General features: G+C 77.8%; 11 protein-coding genes. 5 read left to right on the forward strand and 6 right to left on the reverse strand.

Going from position 1 to position 22,779, the window contains the following annotated elements; translation table 11 throughout:
• Window positions 1-63 precede the first annotated feature (63 nt).
• Complete coding sequence (locus ABZ497_RS07545) at window positions 64-462, forward strand: hypothetical protein (protein WP_359803893.1); 399 nt, start codon at window positions 64-66, stop codon at window positions 460-462.
• Here ABZ497_RS07545 and ABZ497_RS07550 read toward each other — a convergent pair.
• Complete coding sequence (locus tag ABZ497_RS07550) at window positions 459-3,473, reverse strand: AfsR/SARP family transcriptional regulator (protein ID WP_359803894.1); 3,015 nt, start codon at window positions 3,471-3,473, stop codon at window positions 459-461. The genes ABZ497_RS07545 and ABZ497_RS07550 overlap by 4 nt on opposite strands.
• A 798-nt stretch (window positions 3,474-4,271) precedes the next feature.
• Window positions 4,272-5,399, reverse strand: coding sequence for a MinD/ParA family protein (locus ABZ497_RS07555; protein ID WP_359803895.1), 1,128 nt, complete (start codon window positions 5,397-5,399; stop codon window positions 4,272-4,274).
• Between the two features lie 216 nt (window positions 5,400-5,615).
• On the opposite strand from ABZ497_RS07555, the gene ABZ497_RS07560 reads away from it, so the two are divergent.
• Both ABZ497_RS07560 and ABZ497_RS07565 read left to right on the forward strand, forming a co-directional pair.
• Entirely contained in the window at window positions 5,616-6,410 is a 795-nt protein-coding gene (locus ABZ497_RS07560; protein WP_359803896.1) for a hypothetical protein, read from the forward strand.
• A 214-nt stretch (window positions 6,411-6,624) separates the two neighbouring features.
• Window positions 6,625-8,010 carry a hypothetical protein gene (locus ABZ497_RS07565; protein WP_359803897.1) on the forward strand — a complete coding sequence of 462 codons (1,386 nt, stop codon included), beginning with the start codon at window positions 6,625-6,627 and terminating at the stop codon, window positions 8,008-8,010.
• Between the two features lie 114 nt (window positions 8,011-8,124).
• On the opposite strand, the gene ABZ497_RS07570 is transcribed toward ABZ497_RS07565, so the two are convergent.
• From ABZ497_RS07570 to ABZ497_RS07580, 3 genes are all read right to left on the reverse strand, one after another.
• Window positions 8,125-10,095 carry an acyl-CoA dehydrogenase gene (locus ABZ497_RS07570; RefSeq protein ID WP_359803898.1) on the reverse strand — a complete coding sequence of 657 codons (1,971 nt, stop codon included), beginning with the start codon at window positions 10,093-10,095 and terminating at the stop codon, window positions 8,125-8,127.
• 111 nt (window positions 10,096-10,206) lie between these two features.
• A complete protein-coding gene (locus ABZ497_RS07575) occupies window positions 10,207-11,184 on the reverse strand; it encodes a chitosanase (protein ID WP_359803899.1) in 978 nt (325 codons plus the stop codon).
• Between the two features lie 89 nt (window positions 11,185-11,273).
• On the reverse strand, window positions 11,274-14,333 hold the full coding sequence (locus ABZ497_RS07580) for a hypothetical protein (protein ID WP_359803900.1): 3,060 nt from the start codon (window positions 14,331-14,333) through the stop codon (window positions 11,274-11,276).
• A 783-nt stretch (window positions 14,334-15,116) separates the two neighbouring features.
• Between ABZ497_RS07580 and ABZ497_RS07585 the strand changes: the two genes are divergently transcribed.
• Window positions 15,117-16,580, forward strand: a complete 1,464-nt coding sequence (locus ABZ497_RS07585) for a hypothetical protein (RefSeq protein ID WP_359803901.1) — start codon at window positions 15,117-15,119, stop codon at window positions 16,578-16,580.
• A 91-nt stretch (window positions 16,581-16,671) separates the two neighbouring features.
• On the opposite strand, the gene ABZ497_RS07590 is transcribed toward ABZ497_RS07585, so the two are convergent.
• Window positions 16,672-19,590 carry a BTAD domain-containing putative transcriptional regulator gene (locus ABZ497_RS07590; RefSeq protein WP_359803902.1) on the reverse strand — a complete coding sequence of 973 codons (2,919 nt, stop codon included), beginning with the start codon at window positions 19,588-19,590 and terminating at the stop codon, window positions 16,672-16,674.
• A gap of 238 nt (window positions 19,591-19,828) precedes the next feature.
• Here ABZ497_RS07590 and ABZ497_RS07595 point away from each other — a divergent pair, with 238 nt between their 5' ends.
• Window positions 19,829-22,657: a BTAD domain-containing putative transcriptional regulator gene (locus ABZ497_RS07595; protein ID WP_359803903.1), complete on the forward strand. Its 2,829-nt coding sequence runs from the start codon at window positions 19,829-19,831 to the stop codon at window positions 22,655-22,657.
• Window positions 22,658-22,779 lie beyond the last annotated feature (122 nt).

Here is a 22,779-nt window from a genome sequence, read left to right on the forward strand (position 1 = left end):
GCAGCCGTTCTCGTTCACATGACGGTGATGATGACCGAGCGAGGCGCTGGCATGCTTGCTGGCATGGTGGAGATGGCGGACGAGCCGGAGATCCGGGAGCTGATCGCCTCCTGGTTGGCCGCGGAGCCCCGGGAGGAGGCGCCGACGGGCGAAGCGGGGTGCGGCCACGGACTACCGGCGCCGCCGGCCGGCGGCGCGGAGGTCGCGGCGGCGGCCCGGCGGCTCGCCCTGCGCGGACTGGACGGCTCACGGCTGCTGCCGGTGCCGGACGGGCTGCGCCTGGTCGCCGAGGCGCTGGTGGTCGACGAGCACCCGTCCGCGCCCGGGTGGGCGCCGCTGGAGCGGGCCGAGGTGGTGGAGTGGGTGGCGATGCTGCTGCACCGGTTCGGCGAGGACGGCGTGCAGGAGCTGATCGCCGAGCTGGCCGGGGACGCCGGGCCGTCCTCGACCGGGCCGTCCTAGAGCCGGCCCGGCCGGGCGGCGGCCCGGTGGTGGTCGCCGGACCGGCAGGCCCGCCGGACCGTCACCGTGCTCCGGCGCACCCCGGTCTCCGGGTGGCGCGGGACCTCCCCGCACGGGCTGCCGCGGTCGGGTGGCCGGCTCCGGCAGGCGCCGGACGCGGCCGGTAACGCCCGCCGGGCGGACGGCGCCACGGTGACCGCGCCGGCCAGCGTGGCCAGCCGGCGCTCCAGCTGCCGGGCGACGCCGGCGTCCCCGAGCCGCTCGTACAGGCAGTGCGCGGACCGCAGGTGCGAGGCGGCCTCCACCGGACGGTCGGCGTCCAGCAGGAAGTCGGCGTAGTGGCGCTCCGCCACCGCCTCCAGATGGACGGCGCCGGCGGCGCGACAGCGTTCCATGGTCTCCCGCCAGGCCCGTCCGGCCTCGGCCGGGCGGCGGAGCTGCTGGAGCGCGTGCGCCTCGTTGACCATGGCGGACAGGTGGTACGTCGCCTGCGGGTGCTCCGCGAGCAGCGCCCGGGCCTCCCGGGCCCGGCGCAGGGCCTGCCCGGCGTCCCCGGCGAAGCCGTGCAGGGCGGCGGTGTTGCTGAACGCGAAGGGCGCGTGCTCCGCGAGGCCGTGCGCGCCGGCCAGGGCGATCGCCCGCTCGCCCAGCCGGACGGCCTCGGCGTGCTCGCCGCGGGCCGCGCTGGCCACCGCCAGCACGGTGAGGGCGTGCACATGGACGTCGCCCCCGGCGTCCGCGGTGCGGGTGACCGCTCGCAGGGCCAGCCGGTGGGCCTCCTCGGCCCGCCCGAGGCCGCTCAGCGCGCGGGCCGTCGAGGCCTCCATCGAGGCGACGGCGGCCGGATCGCCGGTCAGCACGGCCGACTCCAGCCCCGCGCGCAGGCAGGCCAGCCGGTCCGTCCGGCGGCCGGCGCCGTAGTAGAGGCAGTTGGCCAGGTAGGCCAGCCGCCAGGCGCGCCGGTGGTCGCCGAGGTCGGCCGCCGAGGTGACCAGGCCGCGGATGGTGGGTTCCTCGGCGCGGAACCAGTCCAGCGCGGCGCGCACGTCGGGCAGCCGCGGCCGGGCCGGACCGGGCAGCGGCGGCGGACCGAACGGGTCGAGGCCGGGCTGGAGCAGCCCCGCGCCGTGCGCGGCGGCCGCCAGGAAGTGGTCCACCAGTGCCAGGGTGGCGCCGGCGCGCTCCGACGCCGGCCGCTCGTCGAGGAGTTCGGCGCCGTAGAGGCGGATCAGGTCGTGCCGGCGGTAGCGGCCCGGGGTGTCCTCGGTGAGCAGGTGGTGGGCGGCCAGCGAGCCGAGTGCCCGCCGGGCCTCGGCGGTGTCGGTGGCCAGCAGGGCGGCGGCCGCGTGGGCGTCGGTCTCCGGGCCCGGGTGCGCGGCCAGCAGGGCGAGCAGGTGGACGGCGGTGGCCGAGAGCCGGCGGACCGTCAGGCCCAGCGCGCTGCGCACGCTGATCGCGCCCTGGGTGTCCAGGGTCTGCAGGCGGGTGCGCTCGTCGGCGAGTTCGGGCACGAGGTCGGCGATCGCCCAGCCCGGCTGGGCGGCCAGCCGGGCCGCGGCGATCCGCAGCGCGAGCGGCAGGCGGTCGCAGAGCTCGGCGACCTTGGCCGAGGCCTCCGGCTCGGCCCGGACCCGGGCCGGGGTCAGCAGGTGCTCCAGCAGGCCCAGCGCGTCCTCGGCCGGCAGCGCGCCGAGCCGCAGCAGGGCGGCCCCCTCGGTGACCACCACGTCCTCCAGGGAGCTGCGGCTGGTGATCACGGTGGCGCAGTCGGGCCCGGCCGGCAGCAGGTCCGCGAGGTCCTCGGCGTCACCGGCGTTGTCCAGGACGACCAGCAGCCGGCGCCGGCCGGTCAGCGCCCGGTAGAGCGCGGCCCGGGCGTAGCGGTCCTCCGGCAGCTCGCGCTCCTCGACGCCGAGAGCGCGGAGGAACCTGCCCAGCACCTCGACCGGACCGGTGCGGTGGCCCGGGCCGAAGCCGTTCAGGTCGGCGAAGAGCAGGCCGTCGGGGAAGGCGCCGGCCGCGGCGTGCGCCCACTGGACCACGGTCGCGGTCTTGCCCGCGCCGGCCGGGCCGGTCACGACGGCGAGGCTGCCGCCGCCGTGCGGTCCGGCGCACTCGGCGTCCAGCCAGCGCTGTTCGGCCGCGCGACCGACGAACCGTGCTGCCGCGCGGGGGAGCTGGTTCACGGTCGGGCGGGGGGCCGGCGGGTCGACCGGGTCGACCGGCACGGGCGGCGAGGTGGGGGCAGCGGGTGCGGCAGGGGTCGGCTCCGGGTCGGCGGTGAGCATGTCGTCCACGGCCGACTGCAGGGCGCGGCCCGGCGCGAGGCCCAGCTCCTCGGCGAGCCGGCGCCGGGTGCGGTGGTAGGCGGTGAGCGCGTCGGCGAAGCGGCCCGCCTGGTGGAGGCAGCGGACCAGCAGGGCGGCCAGCGGCTCGTGGAGGCCGTCGGCCTCGGCGGCGCGGTCGAGGTCGGTGACGGCGTCGGCGCCCCGGCCGAGCCGCAGCAGGCGCTCGGCCCAGCACTCCAGCGCGCGGGTGCGGCGCCGGTCGAGCCGGTCGGCGACGGCGTGCCGCAGACCGGTCTCGGGCAGGTTGGCCAGGGCCGTGCCGCCGTGCCAGAGGTCCAGGGCCTCGCGCAGCAGCTTGACGGCGGCCTCGTCGCCCCCGGGGGCGCACTCCCCGGCGGCCAGCGCGGTGAGCCGCTCGAAGAGCAGCGCGTCCACCAGCTCGGCCGGGCCGTCGAGGCGGTAGCCGGGTGCGCGGGTCAGCAGGGTGAAGGGGGAGTCGGCGATCTGCTTGCGCAGCGCGGCGATGTGCCCCTGTACGGCGGCCCGGGCCCGGGCGGGCGGGGCCTCGCCCCAGAGCAGCTCGAAGAGCCGCTCGACCGGGACGGTGCGGCCGAGTTCGAGCGCCAGCAGGGCCAGGACGGCGCACCGCTTGGGGCCGGCCGGTTCGACGGCGCGACCGTCGGCGGCCCGCAGTTCCACCGGCCCCAGCAGTCGAATGAACACGGATCCCCCCAGGTAGAAGCGGATCGTCTCAGCTTTCCGTCCACATCTCGGCCGCAGTCTAGCCACGCCCGACGAGCGGTCCGGGCCGCCCGGCGGACGGGGGTACGTCGGCGAAGCATCCCGGCTCCGGCCGCCACCGGCGGCGCGAACGGCGCTCCGGCGCCCGGCGTACGACCGCCGTTCGTGAGGAGTTCACCGACGGGCGATCAGGTGGTTGCGGGCGCCGGCGGCCTCCGGGGAGGCCGGGTGGACAGGTCTACCTGACGCGCTCGTGCCATGTCCACGGCCGGTGGGGCGGGCCGTCGGGCGTCGGCGGGGTCCGCAGGCTCCGGGCGTCGCGGCTGGTCGGGGCCGGGTACGGCGGCCCGAGCGGGCGGTCAGGCCGCTGGTGGCGGGGTGCCGCCCGGGCCGGCCGCCGGTCGGCAGGCGTCCGGCAGGGGAGTGGCCGGGCATACCAGGTATGCACGTCGGGGCACGGTCTTCTGCCCGATCGGGCGGGTCTTTCGGGCAGCTCCGGCGGGGGAGCGGGCGTTCGGGGGCAGGTGGGAGGGGCAGCCGGGGGCAGGTGGGGGGAGCGGGCGTTCGGGGGCAGGTGGGAGCGGCGGCCGGGGGCAGGTGGGGGGAGCGGGCGTTCGGGGGCAGGTGGGAGCGGCGGCCGGGGGCAGGTGGGGGGAGCGGGCGTTCGGGGGCAGGCGGGGGTGGCGGCCGCTGTCGGGTCGGCCGGTGAGCGACCGGAGGCGGCGTGGTGTGTCGGTCGGCGGGCCGGGGCGGCGAGGTGTGGATCGGCCGCCGGTGGGCTCACCAGCCCGTGGGTCGGCCCGCCCGCCACAGCTCGTCGCCGATCAGCGCGGCCAGCTCGCGGACCGCCCGGCGGGTACGGTGGCCGAGCCGACCCGGCTCGGACTCCGCGGCAGCGGCGAGGTGCTCGTCGAACGGCACCTCCACCACGCCCCGGCAGCGGGTGCCGAAGTACGCCCGCAGATCCGCCGGGTGGACCGGACGCCCGGCGCCGGGGACCGCCGAGATCGCGGTGACGGAGCGTTCGGCCAGCTCCCCGTACCCGTGGGCGTGCAGCAGGTCGAGGGTCGCGGTGGCACGGCCCGCGCCGTCCACGCTCGGCGTGGTGACGAGGACCAGCTGGTCGGCCAGGTCGAGCACGCCGCGCATCGGGCCGTCGAGCAGCCCCGCGCCCGCGTCGGTCAGCGTGAGCGGGTACCGCTCGGCGAGCGCCGCCAGGACGGCGCGGTAGTCGCCCTCGTCGAGCGGTCGGCCCACCGCGGGGTACACCGGGCCGGCCAGGACGGCCAGCCCGCTCGGGGTCGGGGAGAGGTACGGCCGTGGGTCGACGGCCGCCGGGCCGCCGCCGCGCAGCGCCGCCGCGAGCTCGGTGATGCCCACCCGGGCCGGCGGACCGGCCGGCCGGACCGGCGAGTTCGGGTACGGCGCCCCCGCGTCGACCGCGGCCACCGGCTCGCCGCGTTCGGTGGCGAGCATCGCTCCCAGGGCGCGCACCAGCGAGGTCTTGCCGACGTTGCCGGTGGCGCTGATCACGGCGATCCGGCAACTGCCGTGCAGCGGCGAGCGGATGAGCCGCAGCTGCTCGCGGCCACGGCGCTCCCCGGTGCGCAGCACGGCCAGCACGCTGCGGCGCTGCTCCGGAAGGGGGCGCGGGGCGGGCGGGGGCAGGCTGGGCTGCGGGGGAGCGAACTGCGGCACGGGCGGGGGCACCGTGGGTCGCGGGGGAGCGAACCGCGCTGCGGGCGGCGGGAGCGTGGGCCGCGGCGCGGGGTGTGCGACGGGCAGCGGGGCCGGCGACGCGGTGGCGGGGCAGGGGGCGGGGGCGAGCCGCGGCAGCAGGACGGTGCCGAAGGCGTCGAGCGCCGCCGCCGGTGCGGGGCGGTACGCGGTGTCGGGGCCGGCGGTCATTGTTCTCCTCCTGGCGCGGGCTGCGGTCACACGGTCCACTCCGCTCTACGGATCGCCGACGCGCCGCAGTTCAGCGGCCTGTCCGGGCTTCCCGGCGGCTCCCGGATCCACCTCAGGGCGGTGAACCGGAGCCCGCCGTGCCGCCGTAGACGACAGGGGGCCGTGCGGCCGCCGGCCCAGGGCGACAGGTCCTGCGGGACCCGAAGGAGAGCAGTGATGAAGCACGTTCGAGCGGCCCTGGTGACCGGAAGCGCCGTCGCGGCCCTCGCCGCCGCGGGTTCGGGGACGGCGATGGCCTGGCAGCCGGCCGACGCCTCGCTGAGCGTCGGTTGCCGCACCGACGCGGCCCACGTCGAGCTGGTCCTGGGCAACAACTACCGCGCCGCCGGCGAGTACACGCTGACCCGGGTCGGCAGCGACGAGAAGTACCACGGCACGGTGGCCGCCCACGGGTCGGTGAAGGTCACCGTCGGCTACACCGGTCAGGGGGACACCTGGCGCTACCGCCTGGCCGACACCCAGGTGGAGAAGCGGATCGCGGACGTGCCGCTCTGCGTCACGCCGACGCCGACGCCGACGCCGACCACCACGCCCACGCCGACGGCCACGCCCACCACCCCCGCGCCGACCACCCCGGCTCCCAGCACGACCCCGAGCCGCACGGCCACGCCCACGCCGACGGGCTCGGTGACGCCGACCCCGAGCCGGACGCCCAGCGGGTTGGCGAGCCCGACGCCCAGCGGGACGCCGAGCCGGCCGGTCACGCCGCCGCCCAGTACCAAGCCGTCCGACCGTCCGACGCCCACGGCGTCCCAGTCGTCCTCGCCCGCCGCCTCCCCGAGCCCCTCGGCCTCGCCGTCCGTCACGGCGGTGCCCGTCGGTACGGACCTCGCGCACACCGGTGGCGGTGGCGGTTCGGCGCTGATCGCGGGCGTCGGCGGCGGCGCCCTGCTGCTCGGCGGCGGCGTCCTGGTCGCGGCCCGGCTCCAGCACCGCCGACGCACCGCCTGAGGGCCGGTCGGCCGCGGCGGCCCTGAACCCCCGGGCGTCGCAGTCGCGCCCCGGTGAAGCCGCGGACGCCCGGCGCTGTCCGGTGGGCCCCCGGCGTCGTCCGGTGGACGTGCGGGGGCCCGGCCTCGTGCGGTGAACCACCGGCGTCCGGCGAGCCGTCGAGCGAGGTGCGGGGTCGGCCGGTCCCGCACCCACCGACCTGGGGAGGACACCCGTGCTGCGGATGGACGGAGCATGGCGGATCACGGTGATCGGCAAGGACGCCGCCTTCGACCAGCGGGCGGTGGTGCGCACCCCGTACGGCGCGGTGGTGCTGCCGGGCCGGGTGGGGGCGTCGCTGGAGGTCCCGGCGCAGGAGTGGGAGCTGCACCTGGAGCACTACGCCCCCGGCCTCGGGTGGCGGCCCAACGTCCGGGTGCTGCCCGGGCCGTTGCAGGCGTCGGACGGCGGCCGGCGGTCCCGGGTGGTGCGGAGCAAGGACGTGGACTGGGTCGACGGCGACCCGACCGAGCGCAACTTCACGCTGCGGCTGGTCTGCCTGGACGCGGCGGCGCCGCAGGAGGAGCCGGCTTCGGCGCCGATCCCGGCGGCGACCCCGGTGGTCCGCACCTCCGCGGACCCCTATCCGGGCACGCCCACGCTCGCGGGGACCGACCGGGTGGGGTACCGGACCGCGAGTGAGGACGGGCGCGGCAGCGGGCAGGGCAGCGAGCGGGGTGGCGGGCACGGGGTCGAGCAGGGCCGTGGGCACGGCGCCGGGCACGGCGCCGGGCACGGCGCCGGGCAGGAGGGCGTCGGCACGGCGTCGGCCGGGTGGGGGCGAGGTCCGGCGGCTCCTTCCGGGCGGGTCGCGGCTCAGGCGGCTGCCGGCGGGGAGCCCGCCGTGGCGTACGACCCGTGGCAGTCGCTCCCGCCCGTGCCGGAAGGCTGGGAGCGCGTCCCGGTTCCGCTGTCCGAGCTCGGTCCCGGGGAGGTCCCCGCGATCCGCCGGAAGAGCGGTCAGGGGCAGGTGCTGGGGCACGTGCTGGGACAGGCGGCGACCCGGGCCGTGCCGGCCCGTTGGCGGGCGGACGAGAAGGCGTCGGTCGAACCGGTCGCCCTCCAGGAGGTGTTGGCGGGGCGCGAGCCCGTCAGCGGGGCGACCGGTCCGCAGAAGGCGATGCGCAACCTGAGGCCGGGGCAGCCCGCCGAGCGGGCGGTGCCTGCCGAGCGGGCGGTTCCGGTGGAGCGGGCGGTGCCGGCGGTGTGGGAGTCGTCGGCGGAGTGGGAGGCGCCCGCGGTGTGGGACGCCGAGGTGGCGGAACCGGTTCGGCCGGGGATGCCCGCCGGGTACGAGGCCGCCCGGGGAGCGGTGTGGCGCGGTGACACGGGCCGGCCGGCGGCCCAGCAGGCCTCCCCGGCGGTGCCGCTCGGGCACGAGGCCGTGCGGGGCGTACCGACCGGGAGCCGGGGCGGGGCGGCCACCACCCCCCGGTGGACGACGCAGGCCGGCCCGGCCGACCACGGCGTGCACGCCGAGCGGGCTGCCGAGGTCTCCGGGCAGGAGGCGGTCGTCGGTGAGGCCGGCACCGGGCGGCCGCGGCCGCCCCGGCCGTGGTGAACTCCGCACGCGGCTGAGCACGACCCGGAGTGACCGTGGACGGTCCCGCCGGTCCGCCGTGGGGGCGGACCGGCGGGCCCCGGTGCGGGGGAACCCCGGAGGCCTGTCGGCCGGTCAGATCGGTCGAACAGCAGGCTCGGTGGCGTTCCAATGTGCCTCAGGGTGGTCGAAGGCGCGCTGGTAGTCGGGGCCGGCGATCGGGAGGCCGGCGAGGAACTCCTCCGGCAGGTCGAAGGCGTCCACCAACTGTCGGCCCCGGTCCGCCAGTCGGCCGATGACCTGTTCGATCAGGTCGGGGAGCAGCCGCACGTGATGATCCGTCAGAAACCCCTCGCTCAGCAGAGGTCCACTCTCCGTGCTGACCCGGCGCAGCGCGAAGAGCCGGTACAGGTCGAGCAGCAGGCTGCGGGCCCGCGGCTCGGCGGCCTGCTCGGCGAGGGCCAGCAGGGCGGCGCCGGCGGAGCGTTCGGCGTGGGCGGTGACGGCGGCCAGCGCGGCGGGTGAGGCGGTGTTCCAGCGGCGCAGGCCGTCCCCGGACGGCGCCTGCCGCAGCAGGACGCGGGCCCGGCTCAGGTGCAGGTGCTCCGCCGAGTGCAGCAGGGACTGGAGCACGGCCGGGTCGTCGGGGCCGCCTTCGGGGACGGCCCCGGGCGGCGCGGACTCGGCCAGCAGGAGCTCGGCGCCGGCCTTGGCCCAGAGCGCGAGATTGTCGCCCTCGGCGGTGATGGTGCCCTCGATGTCCATGGCGAGCGGGGAGATCCCGTTGACCGGGAGCAGTCCCTGGGCGCCACAGCGTTCGCGGCACTCGATGATCAGGTTGCGGGCCTGCCAGGTGGTCCAGCCCTTGGTGACGGCGGCCAGCCGCTCGGCAGCGGCGACCTCGCCCGGGTCGGTGTCGTCCCGGCCGGTCCAGCGCTCGACCGCGGCCCGGTGCAGGGCGGTCATCGCGTAGGTGGTGGCGGCCGCCTCCAGCAGCGGGCCGTGGTGGCTGCGGTGGGCCCAGACCGGGATGCGGCGGTCCGCGCGGGCCCCGGTCACCTCGCGGTGGTGGGCGTAGCGGACGGCCACGGTCAGCACCGCGCGGGCACAGCCGACCGCCGCCGCGCTCATGCAGAGCTTGCCGGCGGTGACCCGGCCGATGCTGGTGAGGAACCGTTTCCGCCTGCTGCCGAGGGAGCTGGTGAACCCGGCGTCGGGCCCGAGTCGGCCGTGTTCGCCGGTCAGCAGCGCCTCGTGGGGCAGGACGACCTCGTCGAAGGAGGTCAGGCAGTGGTCGACCGGGTTGCCGGGGCGCTGGGGCAGCGGGCGGACGGTGACGCCGGGCAGCGGGCCGACCTCGTCGGTGAGCGGGGTGAGGAAGAGGAAGATCCCGTGGTCCCGGCCGTCGACCAGGAGGCGGGCGGCGACCACGGCGGACTTCGGCCCGCCGGCCGGGCCGGTGTTCGGCATGAACTTCTGCGCGCCCGCGTCGGGCGTGTGCAGGGTGAAGGTGCGGTCGGTGCGGTCGTAGACGGCGGTGGTCCGCAGCGCGGTGGCGTCGTTGCCGTGGCCGAGCTCGGTGCAGAGGAAGGTGCCGATCCGTTCCATCGCGAGGTACGGGTCCAACGGCCGCTTCTCGTGCGGGTCGTGGTCGAGCAGGCTGCCGAGGAAGAGGTTGTAGTGGATGCCGGCGACGACGACCAGCGCGCCGTCCAGCGGGCCCAGCCACTCGTGCAGGGCGGCCAGCGCGCGCGGGTCGGTGGCCAGTGCGGTGGCATCGGTCATCCGGTTGACCTGCCGTAACCGCCGGTAGCTGGCGGCGATCCGGTCCCCGGTGGCGGCGCCGGGGTCGGTCCGCATCCGGGGGTCGGCGAGCAACCGCCGCCACGGGCCGTGGACCCGCTCGTGGTCGGGGCCGTAGAGCAGCCGGGTGAGCTCGGCGGTGGTGGCAGTGGCAGTGGTGGCGGTGGCGGTGGTAACGGTGACGCTGGTGGTAACGGCGACGGCGGTGGAAGCGGCGACGGCGGCCGGTGCAGGGTAGTCCGGTGCCCGGGTGGCGCTTCGGTCGTCCGTGGTGACGGTGCGACTGCCGGGAATGGTTGTCATGCGGTGATGAATGGGCGAACAGGGTCCGGGGAAACGGCTTTGTGATCAGGATCACCGAAAGCGGCGGCCCGCCTCCGCGGGCGGCCCGCCGCTCGTCCGTCGCCCGGTGGGCTACTTGTCGATGTGGAAGGACTCGCCGTAGACCTTCCAGCTCAGCGGGGTGTGCAGGTCGAGGTTCCCGGCCTGGAGGAAGAGGCGCTGGGCGGTGTCGACGCGGGAGGTGTCGGAGTGGGCCGCCTCGGTGCGCATGGCGGCGGCGCGGGCGTCCAGGAACGCGGAGAGGTAGGCCTTCTCGTCGCCGCCCTGCGCCGGGGGCTTGGCCTTCTTGAGAGCCGCCGCGCGGATCCCGCCGAAGCTGTCCGCGCTGTTGCCGGGGCCGTGCATCACGATGGCGTCGTAGTAGGCGAGTTGGCCGAGCGCGTGCAGTCCGTCGGACTTGGCCTGGGTGACGGCCGGGGTGAAGTAGACGCGGTCGCGCTCGTCCTCCTGGGCCTTGCGGAAGACCGGGTCCTGGGCCGCCTTCTTCCAGTCCGAGGCGAAGTCGGGGTCGAGGCCGCTGTGCGAGGCGGAGCCGTCCAGCTTCTCCAGTGCGGGGAGGTACTTGGCCAGGGCGTTGTCCGCCTTCAACTCGCGGTAGTGACGCACCAGTTCGACCATGTCGCCGGTGCCGGAGCAGAAGCCGACGATGCCCGCGGTGTAGCCGCGGCCGTCCTTGATGTCCTCGATGTAGGCGAACTGCGCCTTCCAGTCGAGGGAGGAGTTCTCGGCGCTGGAGACGAACTGCTGGGCGATGTCCTTGAGATGCGGGTCGGTGAGGTCGCCGGCCCCGGTCGTGGTGGGCTTGCCGGACGGCGAGCCGGAGGCGGAGCCGGATGGCGAACCACTCGGCGTGGTCGGTGACTTGGCTGTGGGCAGGGTGGTGCGGTGGGGGCGGCCGTGGTTCGCCGGGGCGGGGTCGGCGACCGCCGTGGTGGGCGAGCCGCTCGGGGTGGGGCTCGGGGACGCCGCGGCGGCCGGGAGCACGGGGAGGGCGCCGGCCAACAGGAGGGCGGTCAGGGCGAGGGGCAGCGGGGTGGGCCGGATCGGCATGGAGGCTCCGGGGTCGGGCGGCCGGATCGGCCGCGGGAACGGCGGGCGAGCGGGTTCGCTTGGTGAACGGCCGCCGTCCGACGGCGGGTTCACGCACCTTCGGGACCAGGCAGAAGCTCGACCCCCGGGGTGAGGTGGAAGCGCTCGGGGTCCTCGATCCGCCGGCGCTCGGCCGGGCCCAGCCGGTCCCTGCGGTCCAGCCACGACTGGAGGCGGGTCAGGGCGCTGCGGTCCCGTTCGTCCGGGTCGGTGCCGGCGGCTCCGGTGTACTCGCGCAGCAGGACGCGGGCGGGGCGGCGGCCGGACGGTTCGGCGGCGTACCCGGGGTCCTCGGCGTGCTCGTTGTCCTCCGCGTTCTCGGTGTCATCGGAGGGCAGGACGGCCACCACGGTGAAGGACGTGCCCGGGGCGAAGGTCACCCGCAGCTCCTCGGTGCCCGAGCCGAAGGCCGAGGTGCGCCGCCCGGTGGCCGACCAGATGACGAACTCGACCGCCGCGCCGGGGATTTCGACGGCGCTGGCGGTCAGGCCGGTGACCGGGGCGGGCTCCGTCACCACCTGCCCGACCGCGTAGTGGGCGAGCAGAGCCGCCGGATCCGGGCCGGGCGGGGCACAGAGCAGCACGGCGCCGTGGTGGCTCGGGAAGCGGCGCAGCCCGGATCCGAGGCAGCGGAGGAAGGGCGCGAGGATCGGGTCGCGGGAGCGGGCGGCCGCGATCAACTCCGCCCGTTCCGCCGGGATTCCGGTGTCGCCGTGGTGCAGCAGGACGGCGGCGAGATCGGGCTTGATGTCGTCCTTGGAGGTCGACCGCAGCCTCGGCAACCGGGTGGTGACCTGGTCGATCCGGCCGGAGCAGCGGTGGTAGTGCTCGCCGAGCAGCGTCCGGACGGCGTCCCGGTCGTCGGTGCCGCTGACCGCAACGGGGACGGGGAAGTCCTCCGGGCGGAGGTGACGGGCGCGCGGCGGGGCCGATGCCCGTGCCGGGCCGCCGTCCGGTTCCAGTCCGGTGAGCTCGTCGGTGAGCTCTCGGGGGTCTTCGACCGGCTCCGGGTCGAGTGACTCCGGACCGACCGGCTCCAAAGGGCGCCTGTCCGGCGGTTCGTCCGGCTCGCCGTGCGGGTCCGCGGTGGTGGGCTCGCCCTGCGGGTCGACGTCGGCCGCGTTCAGCCGGGCGAAGTCCGTTCGCTCGTACGGGGGTTCGGAGACGGTGTCCACCCGGTGGGCGTACGAGGCGGTGACCGGGGCGGTGACGGGGTCGGTGGCCGGGGCGGTCAGGGGAGCGCTCTCCGCAGGGTTCCGCTCCTCGGTCGGCGCCGCCGCCGAAGGCCCGCCGGCGGTGGCCCGGGCGGTGCCGAGGGGGTCGGTCCCGCGCGGCGCCGCGGCCACCGGCGGGGGGAGGCCGGGGCCACCACTGGTGGTGGTCGGTACGGCGAACGCCGAGGGCCCGGCCGGCGGACCGGACAGCGCCGCGGCCCGGGGCGGCGCCACGGCGGCCGGGACGGGCTGTGGCGCGGCCTCCGCGGCGGCAGGTACGGGGCGTGGCGCGGCCTCCACGGCGGCCGGCGCGGACTGTGGCGCGGCCTCCACGGCCGTCGGGCGGGCCGCAGGGAGGCCGCCGATCCCGTACGACACCGCCGCCACGCCCGGCACGGAACCGGCGGGCTGCTCCGGTCCGAGCCAGTCCAGGTCGTGCATCCGGGCGATGAACCGGGCGATCCGTTCGGTGGACGGCTCCAGCAGCCCGTGCACCAGCAGCCCGAACCCGTCCGAGCCGGAGGACGGCAGGCGGTCGAGCAGGCTGCCCAGCTCCTCGAAGACGTCGGCCTCGACGGGCCGGTCACGCTCGCCGACGATCAGCAGCGGGCGGGCCGCCTCGGGCCGGCGGAAGCGCGGGGTGAGGACGTGCGGAGGCTCCGGCCGGAGCCAGAGGCCGGCCGGGACGGCCTCCAACGCCCAGTAGGGGAACGCCTCGAAGACACCAGGCCCGTCGGTCCGCCAGGAGGCGCCCCCGTTGCGCCAGGCGGCGGGGGCGGTGCCCTGGCCGGGCGCGGCGGCGAGCCGCAGCAGGTACGGCTCCCAGCGGGCCCGGCCGTGGGCGTCGAGGATGCGCGAGGTGGGGCCGCCCGGGCCGAGCACCGGGAGGCCGATCGCGGCGCTGACGGGGCGGGCCAGCCGGGCCGACAGCGCCCCGGTCAGGGCGGCGAGTTCGTCCGGGGCCGCCCAGGGCGCGCTGACCAGCAGCCGCGAGGTGTCCACCGGCAGGCCGACCACGGCCTCCGCGAAGTCCTCGGGCAGCAGGACGGGCCGTGCCGGGGTGCCGACGACCAGCACCACGGTGCCGGGCGGCGCGGCGGCCAGCCCGAGGCCGGGCATCGGGCCGGGGGGCGGGGCGGACGGGTGGGTGAGCCAGAAACCGGCGGGCAGCCGCAGCACGTGCACGGCCGGGGGGCGGCGGGCGGCGGTGGCGCTCTCGACCGGCAGGTGCCCGGCCGGGCCGGCGGGAACGACCGCGACGGCGGTGGAGGGCGGCTCGACCGGCGCGGTGGCGCCGATCGTCTCCCGGACCCGGCGCGGTGCGCTGCCGGGTGCGCAGTGCCACCAGGAGGCGGCCTCGCCGGCGCCGTCGGGCGCGGTGACCTTGAGGTTGCCGGCCGGGGTGATTTCCACCAGGCCGTCCGGCGCGATCACCGGCAGGCCGGCCCGGTCGGCGACCACCTCGGCCGGGCGGCGGCCGTTGGGGGCGAGCGCGGCGAGGCCGGAGGCGGCCAGTACCAGCGTGGCGGCGCCGCGCGAGCGGGCGATCACGCCGAGGTCGGCCATCCGGTCCCGCAGGACGGCGGCCGAGTCGGGTGCGGCGGCGACCACGACGATGCTGTCGGGCACCGGGCGCAGGGTGGCGACCGCCGCCGACAGTTCGTCGTCCCCGGCGGTGGAGGGGGCGATGACGAAGTGTGGGCCGACGGGGCGCAGCTCGGACCGGAGGGCGAGCGCGGCCCCGGCCGGAGCGGCGGCCACCGCCGGCACCGGGGAGACGGTTACCGGGCCGCCCGGCCCGGCGGGCAGCGCGGCGGCCCCGCCACGCCGGCGGCCGAACCGGCGGCGGGGCGCGGCCGGGTCACCGGAGGGCAGGCCGAGGCGGGAGAGACTCATCGTCGGGGAATACGGGCGCCGCCCGGCCACCGGTTCAGTGACCGGCCCGGACCGGGCGAGACCGTCGGCCCGTGGGACCTCGTGGGCACTGCCCAGGCGCGACAGGCCGTGGAGGGGGCGCAGCGAAAAGTCCCCGAGCGGCTGGAACGCGGCTGCGCACGCGCCCGGACGGCCGAACCCGCCATCCGGGCGCACCGCGCGATGCCCGGGGGCGAGCCGCTGGAACCGAAGCCGCACGGCGCGGACGGCAGCGTGGTCACGGCCTTGGCGAAGGTCGGGAAGACGACCCTGGTACGGCAGGACAGCACGACCGAGCCCGACCCGGTCGACGGGACGAGCCGGTTCGCCGCCGAGCTCCGACTGCGTGCGCGTACCTACGCCGCCCACAGGCGGGTAGGTGCCAACGGTGAAGGAGTCGCCGGGAGGCGAGGACGTCGTCACCGGCGGCACCCGGCAGTGGGACCGCCTTCGCCTGGCGGTGCCGCGCGGGAGCACGCCCACCGCACCACCGAGGGGGTAACCGGGGCCTGGTCCGGTCAGGCCCGGACGCGGTGCGGACCTGTCGGACACCATCGCTGACGACAGCCGCACGGCGCTCAACGGCCCGGCCGGGCCGTGCGGTCCACCGACGACCGGTGAACCGCACGGCCCGGCCGGGCCGTAGGTACCGAGTGGAAGCGTCGGTGGCCCTGTCGGCCGGGCGGTTCCGCCGACAGGGACGGCATGCGGAGCCGAGGAGCTGTGGTGGGCACGAGCACGAGTGGAAACGGGGCTCAGAGCGGGGTGGCGAGCATTCAGCTGCCCTCGGTGGCCTGGGAGATGGACGAGGAGGCCGGTGGAGCGGGGGCACCCGACCCGGCAGCCGCGGCCGTACCGCCGGCCGCCGTGCTGCCCGTGGCTCCGCCGCCGGTCGTGCCCGAGTACGGGCAGGTCGCCGCCGTGTCGACCGGCCCGGTCGCGGCCGCGGAGCCCCCGCTGCCGCCGACCCCCGTCGTGCCCGGACCGGTGCTCGCGCCGGTGCCCGACCCTGAGCCGGGGCCGACCGCCCTCGCGCCGGCCGCGCGCCCGGACCGCTTCGGCCGGGCCCGGCTGAAGCGGCCGGTGATGGTCGCCGCCGCCACCGCCGGTGTGGTGCTGATGGGCCTGCCGTTCCTGATCACCGACGGGAGTCGGAGCGGGAGGGACGGGACGGCCGACAACGTCGGCCTGAGCCAGGCGGACCTGCCCCTTCCCGAGGGGCCGGAGTTCGGCGATCCCGCACCGATCGACGCACCCACCGATCCGAACGCCTCCGGCGCCCCGGCCGCGCCCACCGATCCGACCCTCCCCCCGGACCCGGCCGCGGGCGCCCCGACCACGCCCGGGGCGGACGGCGCCCCCGGGGGCGTGCCCGGCACCACTCCGGGCAACGGGGCCGCGCCGAACACCGCGCCGCCCCCCGGCACCAACCTGCTCTCCCGGCCCGCCACCGGGCCCGCCCCCGGTGCCAAGCCGCCGACGACGGGCGGCAGCGGCGGTACCGGTGGCAGCGGCGCCACCGGCAGCACGGGCAGCGGCGGTACCGGTGGTACGGGCGGCAGCACCGGTGGCAGCGGGGGCACCGGCGGGAGCACCGGCGGCACCGGGGGTACCGGTGGGAGCGGCGGTACCGCACCGCAGCCGCCGGTCCCCCAGCAGCCCAAGCCGCAGCCGCCGGTGCCCCAGCCGCCCGTCCCGCCGAAGCCCGCCGCGCCCACCTTCACCGCCGTCGCCGGCACCGGCTGCGGCAACTCCGGCACCGGCTACGCCCAGTACGGCCAGTGGACGAACGGCAGCACCGGCTGGACGGTCAACTCGGCCGGGGGGTACTCCGGGTCGGGTTGCAACGGCAAGTACGACTCGGTGCCGATGAGCGGCGACGGCAAGGACAAGGGCAACTCGGTGGTGTGGACCTTCACCACCGCCCCGGTCACCACCGGCAGTTGCAAGATCTCCGTCTACGTCCCGAACAGCAGCGACCGCAAGATGGTGGGTGGCAAGCCCACCGTCTACACCGTGCAGAACAGCTCGACGCCCGGCAGCGGCACCGTCGGCGAGTTCAAGGTCGACCAGACCGCGGCCCGGGGCACTTGGGCCAGCGCCGGTACCTTCCCGCTGACCGGCGGCCGGATCGCGGTGATGCTCCACGACCGGGGCATCGACTGGGGCGGCGATGCCGACAAGGCCCACCACGCGGCCGGCGCCGTCCGTGCCGACTGCACCGGCTGACGGGCGTTCGGATCATCACCGCACCCGGCCGTCCCGGTACCGGACCGGCCGGCCTCGGCGCCGGCGCCGTTCGGGGCGGCCCGTGGGAGCCTCAGAGCCGGCCGGCAGGCGCCGCCCCGGCCGGCGGGGGCCGCAGTGAGCGTTCGATCGCGGCGGGCACGCCGCTCGGGGAGCCGGCCTGATGTCGGTGCAGCCGGTACAGTCCGACGGCCGCCTTCAGGTGCTCGGTCGCCTCCTCCTCGCGGCCCTGGGTCCGCAGGAAGGCGGCGTAGCACTCCTCCGAGACGGCCTGCAGGTGCAGGAAACCGGCCTGCTCGCAGGTGACCAGGAGCCGGGCCCAGGCCAGTTCGGAGGCCTCGGCGAGGCCGAGGGCCTGCAGGGCGTGCGCCTCGGTCAGCATCGACCAGGCGTGGATCGTCGCGGCCGGGTGGTCGGGCAGCAGGGCCCTGGTCTCGCGGGCCCGGCGCAGCGCGCCGTCGTGGTCGCCCGCCATCAGGGCGGCCGACGCGGCGTAGCCGAGGGCGTAGGAGGTCCGGTGCGCGGAGCCGGACTCCTCGGCGAGGGCCACCGCGGCCGCCGCCAGTGCGGTGGCCCGGACCGGGTCCCCGAGCAGGGCGGTGCCGAGCGACGCGGTGGCCAGGGCGCGGATGTGCGCGAAGCCGTCCGCGGGCGTGGTGTCGGCGACGGCCCGCCGGGCCGCCTCGGCCCCCTCCTCACGGCGTTCCAGCCCCAGCAGCGCGTTCGCCGAGGCGCCCCGCAGCAGCGCGGTGGCGACCCGGTCGCCGCACTGTTCGGCGGCGCGCTCGCCCGCCCGCAGGCAGCTCAGCCAGTCGGCCAGCCGGCTGGAGCCGTAGTACAGCGCGCTCGACGACATGGCCAGGCGCCAGGCCCGTTCGGGGTCGACCGCGCCGGCGGTGTCGACCAGCGCGCGGATCGTCGACTGCTCCGCGCGGAACCAGTCGAGCGCGGCGCGGGTGTCGCTCGCGGCGGGCAGCGCGGCGGGCGGGTGCGCGCGTTCGCCGTAGCCGTCCTGCCCGGGTTCGAGGTGTTCGCCGCAGTGCTGGACGGCCGTGACGTAGTAGTCCAGCAGCCGTTCGACGGCGAGCCGACGGAGCTCGGGGGGCTGCTCGGCGAGGAGTTCGACGCTGAACAGCCGGATCAGGTCGTGGCGGCTGTACCGGCCCGGCGCGCTCTCGCCGAGCAGGTGGTGGGCGGCCAGTTCGCCCAGCGCGTCGCGGGCGGTGGCCGGGTCGGTACCCAGCAGCGCGGCGGTGGCGGCGGTGTCCACCTCCCGGCCGGGGTGCGCGGCCAGCAGGGTGAGCAGGGTGGCGGCCCGGTCGGAGAGGTGGCGGTGGGTGAGCATCAGGGTGGTGCGGATGCTCACCGCGCCGTCGGTCTCCAGGGCGAGCAGCCGGGTGCGCTCGTCGGAGAGCTCGGCGACCAGGTCGGTGATCGTCCAGTCCGGTCGGGCGGCCAGCCGGGAGCTCGCGATCCGCAGGGCGAGCGGCAGGTGGTCGCAGAGTTCGATCAGTCGCTCGGCGGCGGCGGCCTCGGCGAGGACCCGCTCGGGGGCCAGGCTCCGTTCGAGCAGCCGCAGCGCGTCGCCCTCGGGCAGCGCCTCCAGCCGCAGGATGGCGGCGCCCTCGGTGACCACCAGGTCCTCCAGGGAGGTGCGGCTGGTGACCACGGCGGCGCAGTCGGGCCCGGCCGGCAGCAGGTCGGCGACGTGGGCGGCGCTGTGCGCGTTGTCCAGCAGGACGAGCAGGCGGAGGTCGCCGGTCCGGGCGCGGTAGAGGCCGGCGCGGCTCGCCCGGTCCTCGGGGATGGCCGCCTCCGGGACGCCCAGGGCCAGCAGGAACTGGCCGAGCACCTCGGCCGGGTCGGCCGGTCCGGCCGGATCGAAGCCGCGCAGGTCGACGAAGAGCTGGCCGTCCGGGAAGCCGGCGGCCGTCCGGTGCGCCCAGCGGATGACGGTGGCGCTCTTCCCGACACCGGCCGGGCCGACCACCACGGCCAGTCCGTCACCGGTGCGGTCCGGACCGCACTCGCGGTCGAGCCAGTGCGACTCCGGGCCGCGCCCGACGAAGCCGATGGGCCGGCGGGGGAGCTGACGGGGCTTCGAGGGCTCGACCGGGGAGGGTGCGGCCGCGGGGGCCGGACCGGCCACGGGTGGGGCGGGGACCACCGGCGGGTCGGCGGCCGCGGGCGGCTCAGGGGCCACCGGCGGTCGCGTGCTCGCAGGGGCGCGCGGCGCCGCCGGCCCGGGGCCGGGCACCGTCCCGGCGGCCGGCTCCTCGGCCAGCACCCGGGCCAGTGCGGCCTGCAGCTCCGCGCCGGGCACCATGCCCAGCTCGCGGGCGAGCAGCTCCCGGGCCTGGTGGTACACCGCCAGCGCGTCGGCGGGCCGCCCGGCCTGGTGGAGGCAGCGGACCAGCAGGGCCACCACCTCCTCGCGCAGCCCGTCGGCCCGCACCCGCTGTTCCAGGGCCTCCACGGCGGCGGCGCCGGAGCCCTGGCGCAGCCGCAGCCGGGCCCAGCCGATCAGCGCCCTCGTCCCGGCCTCCTCCAGCCGGCCGGCCAGGGCCTGTCGCAGTTCGGTGTCGGGCAGGTCGGCCAGGGCGGCGCCGGTCCACAGGCCCATGGCCCGTTCCAGCAGCCCGATCGCCTCGGCGTCCGCGCCGCGGTCGGCCCGGTCGGCGTGCTCCCCGGCGCGGGCGGACAGCGCTTCGAAGCGCAGCGCGTCGACCTGCTCGGCCGGGCCGGTGAGCAGATAGCCGGGCGCCCGGGTGGACAGCTCGAAGGGGGTGGCGGCGAGGACCTTGCGCAGCGCGGCGACGTGCCCCTGCAGGGCCGCCCTGGCGCGGGCCGGTGGATCCTCGCCCCAGAGCAGCTCGAAGAAGCGCTCCACCGCGACGACCCGACCGAGCCGCAGGGCCAGCAGGGCCAGGACGGCGCGCCGTTGCGGTCCGGGTAGCGCGACGTACCCGTCGGACCCGGTTCGCAGCTCCACGGGGCCGAGCAGTCGGATGCCCACGCGGTCGCCCACAGTCGCCCCCCACGGCGGTCCAGCCTGATATCGGGCTGCAGTGTATCCGTGCCGTTTGTCCGGGTTGGCATTTCGTCCGCGCCGTGGACGCCGGAGCGGGGTGCCGGCTCCTGCCCTTTCGGGCACACCGTGGTCCGTGATTGGGCATTTCCCGGTCGGATCCGTCAATATGCCGATCACTGACATATGACGAGGAGGCCGTATGCGGATCGACCTGCTCGGTGCCGTGACCGTCCGCTACGACTGCAGCACGGCGGCCACGCCCTCGGCGCCGAAGCGCCGTGCACTGCTCGCCGCGCTGGCCGTGGAACTCGACCGGGTGGTGCCCACCGACCGGCTGATCGAGCTGGTCTGGGACGGGAACCCGCCCGCGACCGCGCGTGCCGCGCTGCAGGGGCACGTCGCCGGACTGCGCCGGCTGCTGGACGGTGGACTGGAGCTGGCCACCCGGGGCGCCGGCTACGTCCTGAGCGGGGATCCCGAGCAGGTGGACGCCCTGCGCTTCGAACGCCTCTGCGACCGGGCCGGGGTGCTGCTCCCCGGCCGGCCGGACCCCGCCGCCGCCCCGGCGGACCGCGCCACCGGGGCGGACGACCCGGTGCTGCCACTGCTGCGGGCGGCGCTGGACCTCTGGCGCGGTCCGGCCCTGACCGACTGCGGCTCCGCCCTGCTGCGCGAGCAGGCCGCCCCCCGGCTGACCGACCTGCGGCTGCGCGCCCTGGACCGGCTGGCCGAGGGGCTCTGCCGGCTGGACCGCGGCGCCGAACTGGTCGCCGAGCTGGTCGAGACCGCCGCGGCCCACCCCACCCACCAGCGGCTGGCCGTCCGGCTGATCGACTGCCTGGACCAGGCCGGGCGCCGGGCCGAGGCGCGGGCCTGGTACGAGCGGGTCACGGCGCAGCTGCCGACGGCGCCGGGGCCCGAACTGCGGCTGGCCGGCGAGCGCGTCGCGGGCCGGCCGGCCGTCCTCGCCACGCCCCGCGCCGAGCCCCGGCCGCCCGTCGCCACGGCCCGCCCGCCGCACCTCGTCCCCTCACAACTGCCCCGCGCCAACCGGCGGTTCGTCGGCCGGGCGGCCGAGCTCGACCGCCTGGACGCAGCCGTCGCCGCCGGCCGGGAGGCCGGCCCCGTCCTGGTCACCGGACCGGCCGGGGTCGGGAAGAGCAGCCTGGTCCAGAGCTGGGCCCACCGGGCCACCGACCGCTTTCCCGACGGCCGGCTCCACGCCGATCTGCGCGGCTTCGACGAGAGCGGCCCCCGCGACCCGGCCGAGGTGCTGGCCGGTTTCCTGACCGCGCTGGGCGTCACCGGGAGCGCGCTGCCCGCCTCGCTCGACGGCCGCGCCCGCCGCTTCCGCGAGCTGGTGACGGGCCGCCGGCTGCTGATCGTGCTGGACAACGCGCGCTCCTACGAGCAACTCGCCCCGCTGCTGCCCGATCCGCCGCCCGAGGCCGGACCCGAGACCGGCCGGGCCTGGGTCGGACCCGTCACCGTCATCACCAGCCGCAGCCGGCTGCGGGACCTGCTCGTGCACGAGGGCGCCACCCCGTTCCCGCTCGACGCCCTGACCCCGGCCGAGTCCCAGGAGCTGCTGGCCCGGGCGCTGGACCCGGCCCGGGTGACCGCCGAGCCGCTCGCCGCCGCCGAACTCGCCGAACGGTGCGACCACCTGCCGCTCGCCCTGCGCCTCGCCGCGGCCCGGCTGGGCGCCCGCCCGGACTGGGCCCTGGAGGACCTGGTGGCGGAGTTCGCCGAGGAGCCGTCGGGGCTCGCCGACCCGGCCCGCGCCGACCTCGGTCCGCCCGGCTTCGGCGCGGCCCTCGACCTGACCTGCCGCACCCTGGCGCCGGCCGCGGCGCGCCTGTTCGCCCTGCTCGGCCTGCACCCCGGCGCGGTCATCGAGCCGCTCGCCGCCGCCGCCCTCGCCGAGGTGCCGCCGGCCGCGGCCCGCGGCCTGCTGGTCCAGCTCGACGCCGTCCACCTGGTGGAGGAGGGCGCGCCCGGCCTGTTCGCCCGGCGGGAGCTGGTCCGCCGGCACAGCGCCCGGCTGGCCGCCGAACTCCCGGCCGACCAGCGCGCGGCGGCCCTGGACCGGCTGATCGAGCACTACCTGAACGCCACCGCCGCCTGGGTCGGCCGGCCGGGCGACGGTCCGCCGTCCGCCGTCGGCCCGTCCGCTGTCGCTCCGTCGGTCGTGGGCCCGTCCGCCGGGGACCGCCCCCTGCCGCCGAGCGCCCGCCGGGCCGCCGACTGGTTCGACCGCGAGGAGCCCGCCGTCCGCGGCCTGGTGCTGCGCGCCGAACGGCACGGCCGGTTCGCCGAGGCCTGGCGGCTCGCCCACCGGGCCGGCGCCCTCTACGCCGGGTCCGGGCACCGCCGCGCCGGGTGGTGGACCACCGTCGAGTCCGGTCTGCGGGCCGCCCGCGCCTGCGCCGATCCGGCCGCCGTGGCCCGGCTGACCACCGACCTCGCCGCGGTCCTGGTCGACCGGCGGGACGTCAGGGCCGCCCTCGACCACCTGGACCGGGCGCTCACCTCCGCCGACCAGGTCGGCGACCCGGTCGAACGCCACCACTGCCGGGTCCGGATCGCGGCCGGCCTGGCCGGCGCCGGGAGGCCGGACCGCGCCGTGCCGCTGATGGCGGACATCGTGGCCCGCGCCCGCTCGCTGGCCGACGACCGGCTGCTCGCCCGGGCGCTCGACGACCTGGCCGGAGCCCAGGTGGCCGGCGGCGCCCTCGAAGCGGCTCTCGCCCACGCGGACGAGGCCGTGCGCATCCTCGCCGCCCACCCGGACGCGGCCGAGACCGTCCGGGCCACTCACACCCGGGCCGAGGCCCTCCACGCGCTCGGCCGCCACGGCGACGCCCTGACCACGGCCCGGCTGGCCCTGGTGCTCGGCCGCACCCAGGCGGATCCGGGTGTCGAGGCCCGCTCGCACACGCTGATGGCCACGGTCCTGCGGGCGCTCGGCCGTACGGCCGAGGCCGCGGCGGAGGAGCGCCGGGCCGCCGCCACCGCTGCCCGCTGACGGCGGGTCCGTCTCGGGCGGATTCAGGTGGTCTCGGTCGCACGAGGCCTGCCGGCCCGCGCCGGCGGCCCTGGTCCCGGGTGGGCCGGGCCGTGCGGCCGGGGAGCCGCCGCCGCCGAGGG

The organism is Kitasatospora sp. NPDC005751, assembly GCF_040630835.1.
Classification (GTDB): Bacteria; Actinomycetota; Actinomycetes; order Streptomycetales; family Streptomycetaceae; genus Kitasatospora.

Coding starts and splice junctions, on each gene's coding strand:
- ABZ497_RS07545 (WP_359803893.1), top strand. CDS start 64: ATGGTGGAGATGGCGGACGAGCCGGAGATCCGGGAGCTGATCGCCTCC.
- ABZ497_RS07555 (WP_359803895.1), bottom strand. CDS start 5,399: ATGACCGCCGGCCCCGACACCGCGTACCGCCCCGCACCGGCGGCGGCG.
- ABZ497_RS07560 (WP_359803896.1), top strand. CDS start 5,616: ATGAAGCACGTTCGAGCGGCCCTGGTGACCGGAAGCGCCGTCGCGGCC.
- ABZ497_RS07570 (WP_359803898.1), bottom strand. CDS start 10,095: ATGACAACCATTCCCGGCAGTCGCACCGTCACCACGGACGACCGAAGC.
- ABZ497_RS07575 (WP_359803899.1), bottom strand. CDS start 11,184: ATGCCGATCCGGCCCACCCCGCTGCCCCTCGCCCTGACCGCCCTCCTG.
- ABZ497_RS07580 (WP_359803900.1), bottom strand. CDS start 14,333: ATGAGTCTCTCCCGCCTCGGCCTGCCCTCCGGTGACCCGGCCGCGCCC.
- ABZ497_RS07595 (WP_359803903.1), top strand. CDS start 19,829: ATGCGGATCGACCTGCTCGGTGCCGTGACCGTCCGCTACGACTGCAGC.